Below are 18,045 nucleotides of genomic sequence, written 5' to 3'. Positions count from 1 at the left end.
GACGATTCAATTCAAAGGGAAATCGGCCGACGCCCCGCAAAGGCATGCGCCAAGGTTCCGCCATCGACCAGCTCCAGCTCGCCACCCAGCGGCACGCCGTGGGCAATCCGCGATGCCACCAAGCCCTTCTCCGCCAGCAACTGCGCGATGTAATGCGCCGTCGCCTCCCCTTCCACAGTCGGGTTGGTCGCCAGGATAACTTCGGTAAAGCTGCCCTGCTCTTCGATCCGCGCCATCAGTTGCGGCACACCAATCGCCTCAGGCCCCAGGCCATCGAGCGGCGACAGGTGCCCCTTGAGCACGAAGTAGCGGCCGCGATAACCGGTCTGCTCCACCGCATATACGTCCATCGGCCCTTCCACCACGCACAACTGGGTGTCGTCACGGCGCGTATCGGCGCACTGCGGGCACAACTCCTGCTCGGTCAGGGTGCGGCACTGGCGGCAATGGCCAACCCCTTCCATGGCTTGGCTCAGCGCCTGGGCCAGGCGCACACCACCACTGCGGTCACGCTCGAGCAGCTGCAGCGCCATGCGCTGGGCGGTTTTCTGGCCAACACCGGGCAGAGTACGCAGGGCGTCGATCAGTTGGCGGATGAGGGGGCTGAAGCTCATGGGGGATGGCCTGATAAATCAATGAGAGGCGGTTTATACCGGCGCGGGCTGGCAGCGTCAAATCTCCCACGTCACGGGTAAAAACAACTGACCCAGCGTTGCAGTTGACCCCGGCTGCCCAGCACGCGTTCACCCGCGCCTCACTGAATCCGGCTATCGCCGCAGGCCTTCGCTTGCAGCGATAGCCAGGGGCTCAGGACTCGACCGCCCCGCGCAGCGGCGTTTGCTGGTCGTCGCGCCGGCCAGTGCGCACGGCCAGTACTGCGACCAGCGAGATCAGCACCGTACCCAGCAAGTACAGGGCGACCGGTTGCCAGCTGCCGTTGTAACGGCTGAGCAAGAAAGTCGCGATCAGCGGCGCGGTACCGCCAGCCAGGGCGGCGCCCAGCTGATAGCCCAGGGTGATGCCGGTGTAGCGCACACGGGTTGAGAAGATCTCCGAACTCATGGTACCCAGCACGGCGGTCACCGGCGCCCACAGTACGCCGAAGGCAATCACCGTGGCCAGCATCAGGCCCCAGGTGGTGCGGGTATCAAGCAACATGAAGTACGGCACGATGAACGCGGCGATCAGCAGAATACCGGCAATGTAGACCACCTTGCGCCCGACCTTGTCCGACAGCCAGCCCATCAGCGGAATCATCAGCGAGGCGACTGCCGCACCGATCATCACCGCATTCAGGGTACTGACCTTGCTGTAACCCAGAGTGGTCACCGCATAACTGACCACGAACGTGGAGAAGATATAGAAAGGCGCCGTTTCCACCACTTTCAGGCCGGCGGCGATCAGCACTTCGCGCCAGTGGTCGCGCAGGGTTTCAACCAGCGGCATCTTGGCCACGTTGCCGGTTTCCTTGGCTTTCTTGAAGTCCGGGGTTTCGTCCAGGCCATGTCGAATCCACAGGCCAAGGAACACCAGGCCCGCGCTCAGCACGAAGGGCACACGCCAGCCCCAGCTCATGAACTGGTCTTCCGGCAACATGGCCATCAAGCTCACGGCCATGGTTGCCAACAGCATGCCAACCGTCACCCCCACCTGCGGAACGCTGCCGAACAGGCCCTTGCGTTTGGCCGGTGCGTACTCGTAGGCCAGCAGCAGCGCGCCGCCCCATTCGCCACCGATGCCCAAGCCTTGGATCACACGCAGGCTGATGAGCAGGATGGGTGCCCAGACGCCGATATGCTCATAGGTGGGCAAGCAGCCGATCAGCACCGTAGCGCCGCCCATCAGCGACAGGGTAATGACCAGGGTTTTCTTGCGGCCGATACGGTCGCCAATGTGCGCGAACAGCACGCCGCCGATTGGCCGCACGAAGAAGGTCAGGGAAAACGATAGGTACGCCAGCAGCAGGCCGACCACCGGGTCGAAGGTCGGGAAGAACAGCTTGTTGAATACAAGGGCGGCGGCGGTGCCGTAGAGGAAGTAGTCGAACCATTCGATGGAGCTGCCGGTAAGGCTGGCGACCAAGGCTCGGCCACGCCCCTGGGTTGCTGGGGGAGTTGCACTGGACGGCATCATTCGAGTCTCCGTTTTTTTGATGTTATGTCGGCGAGCACTGTGTGAAGTGTGACAAAGAGCAACCAGGTTGCACCGTTGCGAGCGGATGGTATTCAAACTGTGGAAAAAGGTGCAACCCAGATTAAACGTTTAATCTTTAAATTTTTTTAAATTATTAAGGAAATGCCCTGTTTTGATTCGTTTTCACAGAAAAAAACATCGAGCTCACCATAATGGTGCCTGGGAAGAAAAAACCCCACCGCAAGGTTTTAATTGAATGAACATTCAAAGTTGCACCGGGTTGCACCCAACAGGGAAATGCTCTTAATCTAAAAATGACACAACAACAACTACACGGAGAGCATCCAATGAATGTGCTATTTATCGGCTATGGGCGCATGGGCGGCGCGCTGGGTAATGCCTGGCTTAAAGCTGGGCTGGTAGAGCGCTTGACCATTGTCGATCCGGGTTTGGCTAAGGATGCCGGGGCTGGCTGCTATGCACGGCTTGAAGAGGTCCCTCACGACCAGGCGTTTCAGCTAATCGTCCTGGCCGTGAAACCCGCCTATGTGAATGATGCACTTGGGGGTCTGAGCGACCACCAGTGCAGCCAGGCCATCGTGATATCGGTTGCCGCTGGTGTTACCGAAGCCACACTGAACTGCGCGCTGAGGCAGCGCTGCCCGGTGGTCAGGGCCATGCCTAATACTCCGGTACTCGTGGCAGCGGGTTGCACCGGGCTCTATGCGAGCGGGGAGCTGGATATGGCGCGCAAGGCAGCCATCAGTCAACTGTTCGAAGCAGTCGGCGCCGCACATTGGGTTGCCGAAGAAGAGCAACTTGACGCAGTCACAGCTATCAGTGGAAGCGGGCCGGCGTACTATCACCTGTTTAGCGAAGCGTTGGCACAGGCCGGTGTGAAGTTAGGCCTGGAAGCGGAGCTGGCGCGCAAGCTGGCAGCGCAAACTGCGTGGGGCGCTGCCACTTTGCAACATCAGCCACATGCCGATTTCACCGAACTTCGAGCAGCGGTAACTTCACCGAACGGCACGACGGCGGCTGCCATTGAAGTATTTGAAGGGGACGGCAAACTTCGCGAACTGGTGGGTGCGGCTGCCTTTGCTGCACATCGGCGATCAGTGGAATTGTCCAAAGGCGAGTGAGGGCCGAGGTTGATTGTTTGAACCATTCAATCAGCAAACCCAATAAAAAACCGCCACGGTTTCCCAGTGGCGGTTTTCGGTGCAAATGCCTTAGAACGGCATCTTGAAGCCCGGCGGCAGTTGCATGCCGGCGGTCATGCCACCCATTTTTTCCTGGCTGCTCTGCTCGACCTTGCGCACAGCGTCGTTCAGCGCGGCAGCGATCAGGTCTTCGAGCACTTCCTTGTCGTCTTCGTCGGTCGACATCAGGCTCTGGTCGATGCTGACGCGCTTGACGTCATGGCGACCGGTCATCACCACGCTGACCAGGCCGCCACCGGATTGGCCAGTCACTTCGGCGTTGGCCAGCTCTTCCTGCATCTTGGCCATTTTTTCCTGCATCTGCTGGGCCTGCTTCATCAGGCCGGCCATGCCACCTTTCATCATGGGGGTATACCTCGATTGGTTCGCGTGATGCAGCCCGGCGCAGGCCCGGCCGCATGGTTATCGATTACTGGCCCTGGCTGGCCAGGGCTTCTACAGGCTCAATAGTATCCTGCCGCACGGTGGCACCGAACTGCTTGATCATCTGCTGGATCAACGGATCCTGCTCGATCGACGTCACGGCATCCTGCTGGCGCTCGGCGCGCTTGCGCGCCCCCGCCTGGGCCGGGGTTTCCTGCTCCGGGAGGATCAGCTCGATCCGCAGGTTCAGGGTGCGCCCCAGGTGCTGGTTGAGCGCCTCGTTCAGGCGGCGTTGCTGGGTGGCGTTGAACAGCGCGCCCTGGCCCGGGTCCAGGTGCAGCAGCCAATCGTCACCGTCTGCAGCGATCAACGTACAGTTTGCGGCGATGTTGCCTGTCATACCGGAGACAGGCAACTGCGGGAATAATTCCAGCCATTGCAGGGCCAGGCCAGTGGCAGGCTTGGCGGCCGGCAGCGGCTCGGGCGCAGCGATGGGCGCCTCTTCCTGGACGTGTTCGACCAGTTCGTCCAGGTAACTGAAGCCAACCGGGTCACTTTCGCCGCCGTAGTAATCCTCATCCATCGGCGGCTCGTCATCACGGTCCATGCCCGCCGGGGCGTAGGCAGAGGGGTCGAACGGGGGCTCGTCATGGATGGGCTGAGCAACGGGCGGTTCGGCTACCGAAGGCTGGGGCTCGGCAACCGGGGCCGGCTCTGGCTCGACGGCCACGGGAACAGGCTCAGGTTCAGGCTCAGGCTTGGCTGCCGGCTCTTCCCAGGGCAGGTCGATGACCTCCTCTACCGGGGCCGGTTCTGGCTCTGGGTCAGCGACGCTGGCCTCAGGCTCGGCTTGTGGCTGTTGCGCAGGCGCTGCCTCGACAACGGCAGCCACCTCGACTGGCGGGGGCGCAACCACCGCTGGCGCTGCCACCGGTGTTGCAGGATCAGCTGTGGCCTGGCTGATCCCCACCGGCTTTAGTACCGGCTTCGGCGCATCGTCGGTATCGGCTGGGCGGAACGCCAGCATGCGCAACAGGACCATTTCGAAACCGCCTCGCGGGTCCGGCGCCAATGGCAGGTCGCGACGGCCGATCAGGCCCATCTGGTAGTAGAACTGCACATCTTCGGCCGGCAAGGCCGACGCCAGCGCCAGCACCCGCTCGCGGTCGCCCTGGCCGTTGTCCACGGCTTCCGGCAGGGCCTGGGCGATGGCCACCCGGTGCAGCACATTGAGCATTTCGGCCAGCACGCCACTCCAGTCCGGCCCCTGCTCGGCGAGGTTGCGCACCGCCTCCAGCAGCGCCCGCGCATCCCCTTCCAGCAGCGCCTGCAGCACACCGTAGACCTGGCCGTGATCGAGGCTACCGAGCATGGCACGCACATCGGCGGCCAGCACCTTGCCTTCGCCAAAGGCGATAGCCTGGTCGGTGAGGCTCATGGCATCACGCATCGAACCATCGGCAGCGCGGCCGAGCAGCCACAGGGCATCCGGCTCGAACGGCACGTTTTCGGCGGCCAGCACGTGGCTCAAATGTTCAACCACCCGCTCGGGGCTCATGTTCTTCAGCGAGAACTGCAGGCAGCGCGACAGGATGGTGGCCGGCAGCTTCTGCGGGTCGGTGGTGGCGAGGATGAACTTGACGTAGGGCGGCGGCTCTTCCAACGTCTTGAGCAAGGCGTTGAACGAGTGGGTGGAGAGCATGTGCACTTCGTCGATCAGGTAGACCTTGAAGCGCCCACGGCTCGGCGCGTACTGCACGTTATCGAGCAGCTCGCGGGTGTCCTCGACCTTGGTGCGGCTGGCGGCGTCGATCTCGATCAGGTCGACGAAGCGGCCTTCGTCGATCTCCCGGCACACCGAGCAGGTGCCGCAGGGTGTGGAGGTGATACCGGTCTCGCAATTGAGACATTTGGCGATGATCCGCGCAATCGTGGTCTTGCCCACGCCACGCGTACCGGTGAACAGGTAGGCATGGTGCAGGCGCTGGTTGTCCAAGGCATTGATCAAGGCCTTGAGCACATGGGTCTGGCCGACCATTTCGCGGAACGAGCGCGGACGCCATTTACGTGCAAGAACCTGATAACTCATCGAAAAACCATCGCAGCCTGATCGAGCGGAAGATCGCTAATGCTAGCGGAGCGGGGCCGAAATTGCACCCTGCATGGTTCGTCTACGCTAAGTAACTGGCGCACGTTGTTCATGGAGGATGTGCTTTGCGAAGACTGCTGGCCCTGTTATTGCTCTGGACCACCTGCAGCCTGGCCGATCCACCGGTGCTGCGCTTTTCCGTCGCTGAAAGCTGGAGCATGCCGCTGATGCGCGTGGAGGGCGAGCAGCCGGTCGAAGGGCTGCTGTTCGACCTGATGCAAGCGATTGCCCGCGAAGTCGGCGCCCGCCCCGAATACCACGTGCTGGCCCGCCTGCGCCTGCAACAGGCGATGGATGATGGCGACATCGATGTGCGCTGCTATGTGAGCGCGCAGTGGTTCAATGACCGGCCAGGGCATTTTGTCTGGAGCATACCGTTGTTCCATCAGCGCGATGTGCTGGTCGGGCAGCCAAATGACAGCGCCCTGACCCGGCCGGAGCAGTTGCCGCAGCAGGCGATTGGCACGGTGCTGGGGTACACCTATACGACGCTGGCACCCTTGTTCGAGCAAGGGCAATTGCGCCGCGAAGACAGCCGTAGCCAGGAACTGGCGCTGCAGAAGTTGCATATCGGGCGGTATCGGCATGCGGTGAGCAATGAACTGTCATTGCAGTGGTTCAACCACCGGTTACCGGCCGAGCAGCGCCTCCAGATACTGGCGGTGCTGGAAGAACAGGCGCTGGGGTGCATGGTGCGCAACGACCCGGCGCTGCCGACGCAGGGGGTGTTGAGGGCACTGGTGCGGATGAAGGAGTCGGGGGAAATCGAGCGGATTACGCGGCGGTATGGGGTTACTGGGTATAGGGAGGGGGTTTCGGCGGCCCGTCCCTGAACAGGCGGCTGCGGGTCCGCCTAGATTAATGTGGCTCATTTGAGATCGAGCGCCGCCCGCGCTGCGCTCGATTTCGACAGTTACACATTGTTCAAGGCACACGAGAAGTCACAGGATTCGGATACGCCGAACAACCGCAATCAACCCCCGAACTGGCTTGGCCGCGCCCCGTAGTACACGAAGTTGTCGAAGTCCGGATGCCGATAAGTGTCATGCCGCTCATAGTAGTTGTAAACCACTGAAAGCTTCTGCTCTTCCACTGTGGGCTCACAATCATGCAACACTTTGCGACCCTGCATGATCAACAGCGCTCCCTTGCGAGCATGAATCTTGCCATGTTCAACCCAAGGTTTTTTTCTACTCGGGTGAGACCGCTCGATCTGATAGCGCAATGGCGCCTCTTGGTTTGTGGTGAGAAAGAGCAGCACCGTGATCCCGTTCGTATCGTAATGCAGCCCCAAGGCTCCTCCACCTGGAGGGTCAGCCTTGATATTCACATCCGAAGCCGGATAAGGCGAAACCACAGTATGGGTATGGGTAATGATGCTGATCAGCGGCAGCAGGGCGTGATAAACCGCCGTCAGCTCTGGCAGGTGCTTTCGCACATCCGCGCCTTTAAAAATGTGGTGTTTGTATTCGCCACCGAGGTCTGACACCGCATCAGTCCCAAGATCCCTGTGCTCAACAAGGTCCACGCCATCTTCCGCGATCACCTGCTGCACCCTATTCGCCAGGCCATCGCACAACTCATCAGGCAGCACACTTGTTATTACCGTCAACAGATCGTAGAAGTATTCACGCCTGTGTTTGTTCACATCAAACATTTCATCATCTTCTGACAAAGGGCATCCATGCGCTTTATATCCACGTTGTAAATTAGCAATTTCGGCGGCCTGTACGCAGGAAACCCGCCAGGCTCTGGGCGTTGACAAAAATCAAAAGACCCAGGAGAACAAAAACAATGGCTATTGTCTTGAATGCATTCATTTGCTCACCAAAGAAGACATACGAGGCAACCACCCCCGACACTGGGACAAGTAGCGACAAAGGCGCAACCTGGGCAGCGGGATACTTCTTCATGAGGTTGTTCCACACCCAATACCCCAGGATGGTCGTGATATAGCTCTGGAAGAGAATCGAGAACGCCGCCTCCGGTGCCACCCCCTTAGTCAGGGCCCTGAATGGTGCCCAACCCTTGACTGCCAAGGTCAGAACGAAGATGGCCGGCACCGAGAACAGGCTCGACCATATGATGAAAGCCATCATTTCGGATGGACGCTTCAGCTTTACCAGCAGGTTGCATAACGCCCAGGCCAACGCCGCGACCAATACCAGAATCACGCCCATCAATGTCGATGACTCAGCGTTCGACAGCAAGATCATCAAACCGCAGGCTGCGAAGGCCATGCCGCAAAGATGAGCCACGTTGATACGCTCGCCCAGCACCGCACTGCTCAGCAAAATTGTGAAGAAGGCACTGAATTGCAAGAATACGGAGGACATGCCTGGAGACAAACCCTGGTACATCGAGAAGTTGACCAACCACCACAACCCGGCGCCGAAAAGCACGCCGTAAAGTGCCAGTACGCCGAACGATATGCCGGATGGACGGCGAATAAAGAAAACCAGAGGAATCACGCAGAAAGAGAAGCGCAACAGTGTCATTAGATAGGGGTCGAGGCTTCTCAAACCCAGCTCGATGACCGAGAAGTTACAACCCCACAGCACGGTCACCAACACACCGGCGACCAGATCCCGCTTGCTCATTTTCATACCTGCGCTCCTTTTATTGCGGCTTGCATCACTGTAATGATGCTTGCTGCGCAAAGATGCAGGACGCGACCTCCACGCCCCGTGGGCTCGGTCCGATAAAATCCGCTCGCTGTAAACATCAGTGTTTAAAGCATGAAGCCGGCGTAAGCACAGTCCCCCCCTGCCCCAGTAGCTTCTAGATCGCCACATCCCGCAGCACGAGGAGTGACCCATAGCTAAAAGAGCGTGATCAGCGCCGAACTCAAGAACAAACCCACCCCGAACACCAAATGCGTAAGCAGGCTCTTCAAACAGTTACGCGCAGGCGCCGGCGTTTTCAACGCAAAGAACCCTGCCCCCATCACCGGCTGCATGAAACATAACGGCGCCACCACTGTGCCCATACCGACACCAAGCGCAGACCACAACGTAGGTGCCTGCAACCAGCCTTCCCCTACAATCACGACCAGCAGCATGGCGAACAGCACACCGATGCCGTAATGAATCACCCAACCCCACGCCAGCTCGTGCCGCACCGGTTCGGCCTTGGCAATCGCCTGGTGCCACATGCGCCCCTCAAGCGCGTGCCCTGCCCAACGCCCGACCATGGCGAAGTTCAACGTGCCCACCCCCAACCTCCTCAGCAGCAGGCCCCACAAGTCCATGACCATCGTGGCACCTATGCCTATTGGCAACGCAGCAAGAAACATCGCGGAAAACGTCATTGAACAAGCCCTCGAAGATTGACGGTCATCGTCATGCCCCGCAGCATAGAAGTTGAAGTCAACTTCAAGTCAAGGGCCTGAAATGGACATTGCCGATGTCACCAAACGCACAGGTGTACCTGCATCAACGCTGCGTTATTACGAGAAGATAGGCTTGCTCGAATCACTCGCCAGGCAGGGGCAACGCCGACAGTTTGCAACTGACGTTGAAGACCGGCTTGCGCTGATCGCATTGGGCCAGGCGGCTGGGTTTTCTCTGGATGAAGTGGGAGCGATGCTGGTCAACCTGCAGGTTGACCGGCAGATGCTGATAGCCAAGGCGGATGAACTAGATGCGCGGATCAGGCAGCTGCAGGCGATGAGCAAGGGGCTGCGACATGCGGCGCAGTGCCCTGAGGAGGATCATCTGGCCTGCCCGAAATTCCAGCGGCTGATGAAGCTTTCGGCGGCGGTGCATGGGAAAAAACAGAACAAATCAGCGCATACGTTGAAGCGCTCTGCATAAACCAGTGAACACCGGAGAGAAGTTGGGACGTAGTTGGAGCGCCCGACAGATATATCTCCGGTATTTCTTAAGCATCTACCGCTGCCGCTCAACCGCCAGGGCCAAAGCATCCGCCTGCCCCCAGGCAATCTGCATCGCCCGCAACCCATGCTCCAGCTGCTGCCGCGCCTCTTCATCCTCGATCCGCTCCAGCGCCCGCCGGCTGTCGCTGTAGGCGAACATCAGGTAATAGGAGACATTCATCAGCACGAATTCCATCGGCACGATGCCTTCGCTGATGACGCGGGAGAGGGATTTTCCTGCAGGTAGGTCAAAGGTGTGAGGTGGATCAGGGACAATTTTTTTCATGAAAGCACCGTACCTGATTGAGGGCACCCATTCGCTTCCACACTTTAGGGTGACAGTTGTACGCGGGGTGGAAGACCAGGGGTACGGTGAGCCCGGCAGGCCCGAAGGCCTCCCGCGCACAACTGTCATAACGACAAAAACCGACCCCCAGGCTTCCACACCCGATCGCTGAACCGACAGCGACCGCAAAAGGCTATAGGGCGAGGCTTCCAGGAACAATCAGACGGGTGTCGACAGGCTGCGTAGGATATTTCCACACCAGTCAAATAGCAGTAGGACCTTTCCTAAAAACCAACGGCGAACGAGGCGAACGATTTCCAAACGACCCACATCATCGGACAATAGCCAATCATGTCGCGCTCGCTGCCACCAGGGAAGATGCCATGCTGCACGATGATCGAATCAATCTGGAACTCGACAAACTCCACCTTGCAAATCGCAAGCTGGCAGCGGAGGCACGAAAGTTCGCAGCCGAAGAATGCAAGCTCAGAAAAGAGGCATTCTGCTACCCCTTAACAGTCGGAACCGCTTTTATGGTGGCGGTCGCAGGTATCCTGAGCCTTCTAATAAAGCTCTGAATTTTTAAATGAGGAACGACGATGTCCCGGCTGAACGAGGAAAGCGCGATCAGGTTTCAACGCGAACTGGAAGCGCTCGACGAAGACCTGCGCAAAGCCAGAATGAGTTCACCCTGGCAGGTCCTGATACCTTTTACCTTGGGCATGGGCCTAGGGCTGGCTGGACTTGTGGCGGTTATTCTGGTGATGAAAATGCTATAGCGCCATGAACTGGCAAAATAGTGAGTATCTGAAAGGGGGCAGTGCTGGGGATTCTCGGGAGAGAGACTGGCGTAAATGGAGGCGGCCCCACCAGCCACACCCCGGCACTCGATGTTCCCGCTATGGCTGCTCCCTTCCGGGCCATGCCTAGGTCGCATGCGAGCATGCTGGTAATCAATGCAGACCTTATGGGGCAAGGGTTTCAGGCTGATGAGGCAACCAGAGTTCTACCGGTACGCACACCCAGCATGGGTGCTCAAAACTTGGGGTGTAGCCAGCACTGTCACACTTTGCTGTAACACTTTGGTGTCACACCCATGGCCTACATCATCAAGCGCGGGGCGCTCTACTACCTCAATCTCAAGCTGCCAAAGCACCTATTCCCGAGGTGTAACACTTTGCGTTTGAGCCTGAACATTCGGCATCGTCAAAGCGCCATTTTCATTGCCACATCACTGGTTCAGCGGTTGCATCACCACCTTAGCGAGCACCCTCTTGCAGACCTCCAGACGCTTCGTACGTTGTGTTCACAGTGGCGGGACTCTACACCCACGCCCACTATCCAAACCGCTCCACGGATCGCTACGGCAGTCTCAGCGAAACGGAATAGCGACAGCCCTACCCTCGCTGCACTTTCCAAGCTTTATATAGAGGAAGGGAAACGGGGAGGCACATGGCGACAGGTCAGCACCGAGGAAGTCGAGCGAGCCTTATCAGACCTTTTCGAGTTGGTGGGTGACATGCCCGTCAAAGCCTTCGATGCGCACCAAGCACGCCTGCTAAAGGAACGGCTCAGCCTATGCCCGCAATACTTCGGCTTACGCCCCGAGTTCAAGGGGAAGACTCTGAGGCAGGTGGTCGACTCAGGCAGCACCTACAAGACCATTACTGCTGTCACAGTGAACAACCGGCTACGCAAACTCACCGCTTTCCTGAACTGGTGCAAAGGGAATGGGTACGTCACAGACAACCCACTGACGGGCATAAAAGTCATGGCAGGATCAGCGAAGGAAGCCCGGCTTTCTTTTGAACGACACGACCTAAATGCCCTGCTGAACCACGATGTACTGCGAAGGGAAGCCCGCAAGTACCCGTGGCGTTACTGGCTGCCACTCCTTGGACGAACTACCGGGGCACGACTGGAAGAACTGTGCCAACTGCGTGTCGATGACTTCATTGAGCAACAGGGCGTCCAGTGCATCCGCATCGATGACAGCCGTGAAGGCCAGAACCTGAAAAACGCCAGCAGCCGACGCGTGCTTCCTTTGCACCCTACTCTGCTTGACCTGTGCTTACTCCAGCATGTTGAGTCGATAAGGACTACAGGTGCAGATCGAGTATTCCCTGAACTGGAAGCGGTTCGTGGGAAGCTGGGCCACGCACCATCCAAATGGTTTGGCCGTTTCAAGGCTAAACTGGGTATTACCGACCCACGTAAAACCTTTCACAGCTTCCGTCATACCTTCATTGATGACCTGCGTGATGCTGGTGTGCAAGACTCACTGATCAAACGGATGGTGGGTCATGAAGATAACTCCGTGACCTTTGGCATCTACGGCAGCAGGACGCCAATTAAGGCAATGGTCGAGGCCTTGAAGCACATCAAATAACCTCGAATAACCTGCCGGAAACCTTGCCAAAACCTCGCTCTCGAACGACGCTAGCCATCCTCCGTCCTTTGTCAAACCCAGTGTTTACGGGGCGAAAAGGGGGGCGGAACTAAACAAAGCCCTTCCCTCTCCCTACAAAAAGGTTTTTCGCTTTTTTCTCCAAGATTGCGAGAGGCAAGAGATAGATCAGGCCCCGAGCACCCTGTCAACACCTATTGACAAACGGTCGCCCATTGTGAGACTATACGATCCTGCTCAGCGGCAGAACAGATTACCGAGAAACCTCTACGCGACCATGGTGTGTACAAGCCACCCGAAAATCGCAGGAGGTTTTTTAACGCCTGAATTTTGGCTGACCACCACCGACGGTCTATGCAGCTCATGAGAACTACCCATGACAAATGCAATCGCAGCAACTCCAACCTTGAGGTCTACGACATCGAATAGCTGAGTTCCCACTCCTCTGTAACGAGAAGAATGACTAGCCCGATGCCGACCTTGAGTCGGTTTTTTATTGCCCATTTTTCAACTGAACGGAGGTAACAACATGCATCAACACAGCACCAACGACATCATCCAGACCATCCTTGTAGCACCTTGCGTGGCCGGAATTCACCTTGACTACAGCCTCGGGGAAGAATTTCCGCTGTTTGGCCCCATGGTTCACGAGACACTGCTGTTCGGTGTCGGATACAACTCGGAGGAGAGACGAAAGGCACTGGGCCTGCCTTATCACGAGACAACATGCCGCGCCTACTTGCGCTGGCGTGACATGCTGCGTCGGTGCTACGGATCAGACGCCCCAGCCTATGCGGGCTGTACAGTGTGCAGGAAATGGCACGACTTCCAAGAATTTGCCGACTGGTTCGTCGCCCAGCCTTATGCGAACGCTGAAGACATGGAACTCGACAAAGACATTCTTGATCCGCTGAATACTGTCTACTCACCTGAGCACTGCTCGCTCGTGCCAAGGTTGATCAATCAAATGCATCGCGACACCCGCAGCCAACGCGGTAAACTGCCCATCGGCGTGAAGGAAGGACCAAGGCAAAAAGGGTTCACAGCTCGCATTTCCAAATATGGCAAGAAAGTTCATCTTGGAACATTTGGTGACGTATTTAGTGCCTTCGCGGCCGTGAAGGCAGCATACTCGACCTACTGCTGCGAGGTTGCTGACGAGTATGAGGGCAAGATTGATCAACGTGTAATTGATAAACTTCGCACTTGCCAGCTTCACATTCACGACTGACGAACTGACTTCACACCACCGCAGGCCAACGTCCAAGCCTGCGGAGTACCAACTTAACAACAACCCGGCACAACCGAGAGGAACTGCCTATGAAATGAACCTGAAGAGGAGAACGTACAATGGCTTACGAGTGCCCAGCTTTTACCGCATCACCCTTCCTTAACATCGATGGACTGCTGATCAGCCCAACAACCGGCGAAATCTTTGGCTACGATGACAAGCCTTCTGTCTTCAGCAAACGCCCTGACTACCGGCCAGAACTGAGCAAGTGCCGCAGTGCTGACGACCTGCACGCGCATCTGAAGCACGTCGACCGCCGCAAGCTGCCAACGCATACGCTGCACTCACTGACCGACGCACAGGACTACGCCCATGGCCTATGGCGCCGGACAGGCGTGGACTTTCGTATCACTGTCCCGATGATGAACACCCTGAGCAAACTGCACGGGCTAGTTCAGTACCGGAACATGATCATCATGCCTCAAGCCGAACTGGCGAAGGCATTGGGCACGACGGAGTCAAACCTGATGAAGAAGCTGGGCACGTTGATCAACAGCAATATGGTGCGCGTGAGCACCTCAAGGCAGGGTGGCATTCGCACGGGTGAAATCAAGCTGACAGTAAATCCACGGCTGATCTTCCGGGGTGATGATGCCAAACGGGATGAGTACATCGAGCATTGGTATCGTGACTGGACAACTCTCCACCCTCAATCGGCATCGAGCATGAATAAAAGTGGGTGGGATGACAGTACCATTTCCGCAGCAGCACTTGCCGCTTGACCCGAAATGCTGGTTGTTGACCTTGCGTAGTTTCACATCACTTTTTTAAAAAAACTACGCAAGAATCTTGCTACAAGCCACGCAATTCAAGGGGGTTGAGGAAATTCCTATTATATACAAGGATTTTCTTGCACCGTTCACAAACACTCATTAAACCGTCAAGTCTAAGCTGTATGCGTATGCGTTGGCTCAGGTGTAAAAACCCCTCCCCTATTGAGCAAGCAATGAGTCGTACACAGGGACAACAAATAACAAGGTTGCCTCAAATGAAAACAACTATCATTGCTAGCTGACACTAACAGCCAAGCGTACCAGTCCAACCAACCAATAACATGGTTGGACAACAAGAATGCGAGCAGCTACCAGAGCTACGCTCTGATCGTGCAAAAACTCAATCCTGCGGATCGGATATTGTGCACGGGAACAGCGTCAGCTGTGGATAGTACGGATTAATAGGTTTGGGGGTGTTGGTTGTTTCACCCCCTCTACACCGTTAGGTGATCACCATCCTGACCTACGGTCATGCACAGTGCAATCAGCTGAAAGCTGCCGCTTTCGGTGCGGAGCATCGGCTACACCTCATTTGGTAAAAGCTACTTCATGAGCAGGAACAACCCCACAGTCACTGCAATAACTGTGAGGACGAAAATCTGGTCGTTTCTACGTTTGCTGGCTGCTTCGTCAGCTGCTACCCGTTGAAAGGTTTCAACATCGCTCAGACCCTGCACCTTGTAGTCGAGCACATGGCTCATCTGTTTCTGTATCCTTGCATTGTGCTTGCTGTTACTACCTGCAAGCAGCAGCCAGACGATCAACCACAGGCCGAACGTTGGTATGCATAGAAGCAGATGCAGCACGTGGTTGGTCGTCTTCTTCTGACTAGCCAATACAAAAAGCTTCTCGTTCATAAATTCTCCATCAGCGATAGACCGCAGAGAGCGGCAATGAGCAGAATTTATCTGAAATTCAGATATCCGAAAAGCAGATATAGGTTGGGCAGCTACCCTCAAGTAGCTAGCGACTATGCCCAAGACGATCTATCGACCAGAGCACACTGCCCTTCTGCACCTTTTAAAGACCTACCGGAAAGCGGCAGGACTCACTCAAGTGGAATGCTCAAAGGCGCTAGACCGCCCTCAGTCGTTCATGAGTGACGTTGAGAATGGGACACGTAGGCTAGACATTGTGCAGCTTCGTGACTTGTGTAAGGTGCTGGGAATCACCCTCCCAGAGCTGGTGCAAGAGCTTGAAAACGCAATCACTGCAAACCAATGAGACCGAACCAACCTCATAGGACTACATACATGGATGACCACAAGTCAGTCACCGCCGATACGCTGGAACTGCTGCACCTCAACCAGATGGCCATACGTGCAGCTTTGGAAGAGCTGAGCCTGTGGATCAGTCAACGTGGGTCCACCAACGTGCATGACAACATCTTGAGCATCATGCACACCCTCGACACCAACGCAGAAGCCATAGCGTCAGGTATCGAATCTCTACGGTAAACATCCCAAAGACTGTTGTGTGCATATGACCCTGCTCCAGCCCATACACCCAGTGCATACAGAATTTGGCCGGAATCCGTGTGCAATAGAGTTGCTTTCTAAAAAGCACACAGGCACAATGGCTACATCTAGAGGCAAAAGCACACAAGGCACATAGTCATGGCACACGTTGGCTACATTCGAGTTTCGACAGCAGACCAGAACACAGACCGTCAGTTGGATGGCGTACATCTGGACGAACGCTTTGAGGACAAGCTCACTGGTGCCAATACAGACCGCCCTCAACTGCAAGCAATGCTCAAGTACGTTCGCATGGGCGACACCATCCACGTACACAGCATCGACCGCCTTGCACGCTCTATGGTCGATCTGCTCAAGCTCATTGACGATATGAACGCCAAGGGCGTGGCTGTCGCTTTCCATAAGGAATCGCTCACCTTCACCGGCGAAGATTCGCCCATGCAGAAACTCATGTTGAACATGATGGGTAGCTTTGCTCAGTTTGAGCGGGAAGTGATGAAAGAGCGCCAGCGGGAGGGGATTGCTAAAGCCAAGGAGCGTGGCGTTTACAAAGGGCGAGTGAAAACCGTGGATGACAATGCAATCCTGGCCCTATTGAACGAAGGTAAGAGCATTCGTGCAGTAGCTGCTGAGCTGAACGTCAACCCGTCTACAGTCCAGCGAGCCAAGAAAGCAGCCGCATGAAGGAGCGCCAACAATCCCTCTGAGAGGTGCTGGTGCATTGCAATCAAACACCTTGCTATGGTTCTCTCCGGGGCTGTAGTGAGGTGTTTTGGTTTGTGCACCACGGTCTATGAACACAAGCAAGTACAAGACCGCATATCATTATTTTCATATTAAGAACGCTTCTCACTAGGCGTCTTGTGCTGTGTTAAGTGCCTGTCGTGGAAATTCAGTTTTCCATCCGCATTATTTTTCGGGCTGGATATTCTATTCACTCTTGAAGTCCATCCCCAAATTTTTCGGCGGGGTGAATTTTTTACAAAGTTCACTTGAACTACAAGTGGCTTGTAATGCTACAGTGATGGCTCATTCATCGTGGAGTGTCGAATATGCCCATCCGCAGGACTGGAAATCTCGATGTAAGTGCCGGTGTAGTGAAGCTCATGCAAGGCAGGTTGGCAGGCTTCCTCAGCGAGGAAGAGCTAGCCCAGACAGAAGTGAAGGTTGTGGATGGCAACCTTGTATTCAATGCACCACAATCGGTGCTCAAGAAAATTACACAGAATCTCGGCCAGCCTGCTGGCTAACGCATAGGTGCTATGCCCACGCTGACCCGTGGGCATTTTTGAGGGATGTAGAGTGGGCGATACAGATACACCAGATTTCAACAAAGCACGAAGCTACCTGATAGGATTTTCCTCTGTAGTGCTTCTGCTGTGGTATTTCGGTGCAGACCTTTCGGCCTTCAAGCTGCTCGGAAATGAGATCAAGCTCAAGGAGAACGTGCAAAACGTCTGGATGGTTCTGGCTGGAATCAACGCCTATCTGTGGGTGAGGCTCTATCAGCGCACCCCCGAGGGCAGTTTTCGTTTTGATATTGCAATGCACGATCTGTATGAGAAGACGCTTATTGAAGTGATGAAGCATCTACAGAAGAAGCAGATGCGTAAACATGTTCTGGAGCAGATTGAAGAGGCGCCCGAAACCGTGCAGGGAGAAGTCAAGCTTGTATACTTCACTCCAAAAGGGAGAATGACCTATCTCACACGCCCTACTCCCCCGGGCAGAGAGGCGCCAGATAGGCTAACTGCCATTCGGAGCATGCCACCCGCATACAGAAATGAAATCGGTTATGGCTTCTATGTTCGCTACAACGTGGGTAGCAGCGAACATCATCAACAAGGCGGACAGGGATTTGTCACTTCACCTTCTATCTGGGTAACGAAGCTGGTCAAGTGGTATGTGTTCGCCCGTGGTGCGATTGTCTCCCCTTGGTTCTTCGATCATATCACGCCCTTTTTGCTGGGATGCGTGAGCATCGGTGTGGCGCTGTTCAAGTGGTATCAGATCAACTACCCAGTATTTTGATCGCTGATACGAAATCAATATTTCTGTCGCACTC

Annotated in this window: 22 protein-coding genes; 13 read left to right on the top strand and 9 right to left on the bottom strand. The window is 56.3% G+C overall.

Features of this window, described 5'->3' with window-relative positions; translation table 11 throughout:
* Window positions 1-11 precede the first annotated feature (11 nt).
* Together recR and ACFY68_RS13465 are read right to left on the bottom strand one after the other, a co-directional pair.
* Window positions 12-614, bottom strand: a complete 603-nt coding sequence (recR, locus tag ACFY68_RS13470; RefSeq protein ID WP_346615961.1) for a recombination mediator RecR — start codon at window positions 612-614, stop codon at window positions 12-14.
* A 193-nt stretch (window positions 615-807) separates the two neighbouring features.
* Complete coding sequence (locus tag ACFY68_RS13465; protein ID WP_387527895.1) at window positions 808-2,133, bottom strand: MFS transporter; 1,326 nt, start codon at window positions 2,131-2,133, stop codon at window positions 808-810.
* Between the two features lie 347 nt (window positions 2,134-2,480).
* On the opposite strand from ACFY68_RS13465, the gene proC reads away from it, so the two are divergent.
* Entirely contained in the window at window positions 2,481-3,275 is a 795-nt protein-coding gene (gene proC / locus ACFY68_RS13460) for a pyrroline-5-carboxylate reductase (protein ID WP_387527892.1), read from the top strand.
* A gap of 90 nt (window positions 3,276-3,365) precedes the next feature.
* On the opposite strand, the gene ACFY68_RS13455 is transcribed toward proC, so the two are convergent.
* Window positions 3,366-3,701, bottom strand: a complete 336-nt coding sequence (locus ACFY68_RS13455) for a YbaB/EbfC family nucleoid-associated protein (RefSeq protein ID WP_008093501.1) — start codon at window positions 3,699-3,701, stop codon at window positions 3,366-3,368.
* A gap of 64 nt (window positions 3,702-3,765) precedes the next feature.
* Window positions 3,766-5,808, bottom strand: a complete 2,043-nt coding sequence (gene dnaX, locus ACFY68_RS13450) for a DNA polymerase III subunit gamma/tau (protein ID WP_387527889.1) — start codon at window positions 5,806-5,808, stop codon at window positions 3,766-3,768.
* Window positions 5,809-5,933: 125 nt separating this feature from the next.
* On the opposite strand from dnaX, the gene ACFY68_RS13445 reads away from it, so the two are divergent.
* Window positions 5,934-6,701: a substrate-binding periplasmic protein gene (locus ACFY68_RS13445; protein WP_387527887.1), complete on the top strand. Its 768-nt coding sequence runs from the start codon at window positions 5,934-5,936 to the stop codon at window positions 6,699-6,701.
* 140 nt (window positions 6,702-6,841) lie between these two features.
* Here ACFY68_RS13445 and ACFY68_RS13440 read toward each other — a convergent pair whose 3' ends face one another.
* From ACFY68_RS13440 to ACFY68_RS13430, 3 genes are all read right to left on the bottom strand, one after another.
* On the bottom strand, window positions 6,842-7,543 hold the full coding sequence (locus ACFY68_RS13440; protein ID WP_387527884.1) for a hypothetical protein: 702 nt from the start codon (window positions 7,541-7,543) through the stop codon (window positions 6,842-6,844).
* Window positions 7,544-7,577: 34 nt separating this feature from the next.
* Window positions 7,578-8,474: an EamA family transporter gene (locus ACFY68_RS13435; RefSeq protein ID WP_387527881.1), complete on the bottom strand. Its 897-nt coding sequence runs from the start codon at window positions 8,472-8,474 to the stop codon at window positions 7,578-7,580.
* A gap of 215 nt (window positions 8,475-8,689) precedes the next feature.
* On the bottom strand, window positions 8,690-9,178 hold the full coding sequence (locus ACFY68_RS13430; protein ID WP_387527878.1) for a DUF2938 domain-containing protein: 489 nt from the start codon (window positions 9,176-9,178) through the stop codon (window positions 8,690-8,692).
* Between the two features lie 82 nt (window positions 9,179-9,260).
* On the opposite strand from ACFY68_RS13430, the gene ACFY68_RS13425 reads away from it, so the two are divergent.
* On the top strand, window positions 9,261-9,683 hold the full coding sequence (locus ACFY68_RS13425; protein WP_387527876.1) for a helix-turn-helix domain-containing protein: 423 nt from the start codon (window positions 9,261-9,263) through the stop codon (window positions 9,681-9,683).
* Window positions 9,684-9,758: 75 nt separating this feature from the next.
* On the opposite strand, the gene ACFY68_RS13420 is transcribed toward ACFY68_RS13425, so the two are convergent.
* A complete protein-coding gene (locus ACFY68_RS13420; RefSeq protein ID WP_387527873.1) occupies window positions 9,759-10,031 on the bottom strand; it encodes a hypothetical protein in 273 nt (90 codons plus the stop codon).
* Window positions 10,032-10,414: 383 nt separating this feature from the next.
* On the opposite strand from ACFY68_RS13420, the gene ACFY68_RS13415 reads away from it, so the two are divergent.
* The 5 genes from ACFY68_RS13415 (at window position 10,415) to ACFY68_RS13395 (ending at window position 14,451) form a co-directional block, all read left to right on the top strand.
* Entirely contained in the window at window positions 10,415-10,609 is a 195-nt protein-coding gene (locus tag ACFY68_RS13415) for a hypothetical protein (RefSeq protein ID WP_387527870.1), read from the top strand.
* 21 nt (window positions 10,610-10,630) lie between these two features.
* The gene (locus tag ACFY68_RS13410) at window positions 10,631-10,810 is read left to right on the top strand and encodes a hypothetical protein (RefSeq protein ID WP_387527867.1); all 180 of its coding nucleotides are present in this window, start codon (window positions 10,631-10,633) and stop codon (window positions 10,808-10,810) included.
* 317 nt (window positions 10,811-11,127) lie between these two features.
* Window positions 11,128-12,420, top strand: a complete 1,293-nt coding sequence (locus tag ACFY68_RS13405; RefSeq protein WP_387527865.1) for a site-specific integrase — start codon at window positions 11,128-11,130, stop codon at window positions 12,418-12,420.
* 547 nt (window positions 12,421-12,967) lie between these two features.
* Window positions 12,968-13,669: a hypothetical protein gene (locus tag ACFY68_RS13400; RefSeq protein WP_387527862.1), complete on the top strand. Its 702-nt coding sequence runs from the start codon at window positions 12,968-12,970 to the stop codon at window positions 13,667-13,669.
* Window positions 13,670-13,788: 119 nt separating this feature from the next.
* Window positions 13,789-14,451, top strand: a complete 663-nt coding sequence (locus ACFY68_RS13395) for a hypothetical protein (RefSeq protein WP_387527859.1) — start codon at window positions 13,789-13,791, stop codon at window positions 14,449-14,451.
* A gap of 593 nt (window positions 14,452-15,044) precedes the next feature.
* Here the strand turns inward: ACFY68_RS13395 and ACFY68_RS13390 are convergent.
* Complete coding sequence (locus ACFY68_RS13390; RefSeq protein WP_387527856.1) at window positions 15,045-15,359, bottom strand: hypothetical protein; 315 nt, start codon at window positions 15,357-15,359, stop codon at window positions 15,045-15,047.
* Between the two features lie 115 nt (window positions 15,360-15,474).
* Here ACFY68_RS13390 and ACFY68_RS13385 point away from each other — a divergent pair, with 115 nt between their 5' ends.
* The 5 genes from ACFY68_RS13385 (at window position 15,475) to ACFY68_RS13365 (ending at window position 18,011) form a co-directional block, all read left to right on the top strand.
* Window positions 15,475-15,726 (top strand): helix-turn-helix domain-containing protein, encoded by a 252-nt coding sequence (locus ACFY68_RS13385; protein ID WP_387527853.1) that lies wholly within the window; start codon window positions 15,475-15,477, stop codon window positions 15,724-15,726.
* 29 nt (window positions 15,727-15,755) lie between these two features.
* Complete coding sequence (locus tag ACFY68_RS13380) at window positions 15,756-15,959, top strand: hypothetical protein (protein WP_387527850.1); 204 nt, start codon at window positions 15,756-15,758, stop codon at window positions 15,957-15,959.
* 159 nt (window positions 15,960-16,118) lie between these two features.
* Window positions 16,119-16,664 (top strand): recombinase family protein, encoded by a 546-nt coding sequence (locus ACFY68_RS13375; RefSeq protein WP_387527847.1) that lies wholly within the window; start codon window positions 16,119-16,121, stop codon window positions 16,662-16,664.
* 368 nt (window positions 16,665-17,032) lie between these two features.
* Entirely contained in the window at window positions 17,033-17,230 is a 198-nt protein-coding gene (locus ACFY68_RS13370; protein WP_387527844.1) for a hypothetical protein, read from the top strand.
* Between the two features lie 52 nt (window positions 17,231-17,282).
* Complete coding sequence (locus ACFY68_RS13365) at window positions 17,283-18,011, top strand: hypothetical protein (RefSeq protein ID WP_387527841.1); 729 nt, start codon at window positions 17,283-17,285, stop codon at window positions 18,009-18,011.
* The last annotated feature ends 34 nt before the right edge of the window (window positions 18,012-18,045 follow it).

The sequence above is a fragment of the Pseudomonas sp. NPDC012596 genome (genome assembly GCF_042902325.1).
Taxonomy (GTDB): Bacteria; Pseudomonadota; Gammaproteobacteria; order Pseudomonadales; family Pseudomonadaceae; genus Aquipseudomonas.
This window is presented reverse-complemented; position numbering and strand designations above follow the sequence as displayed.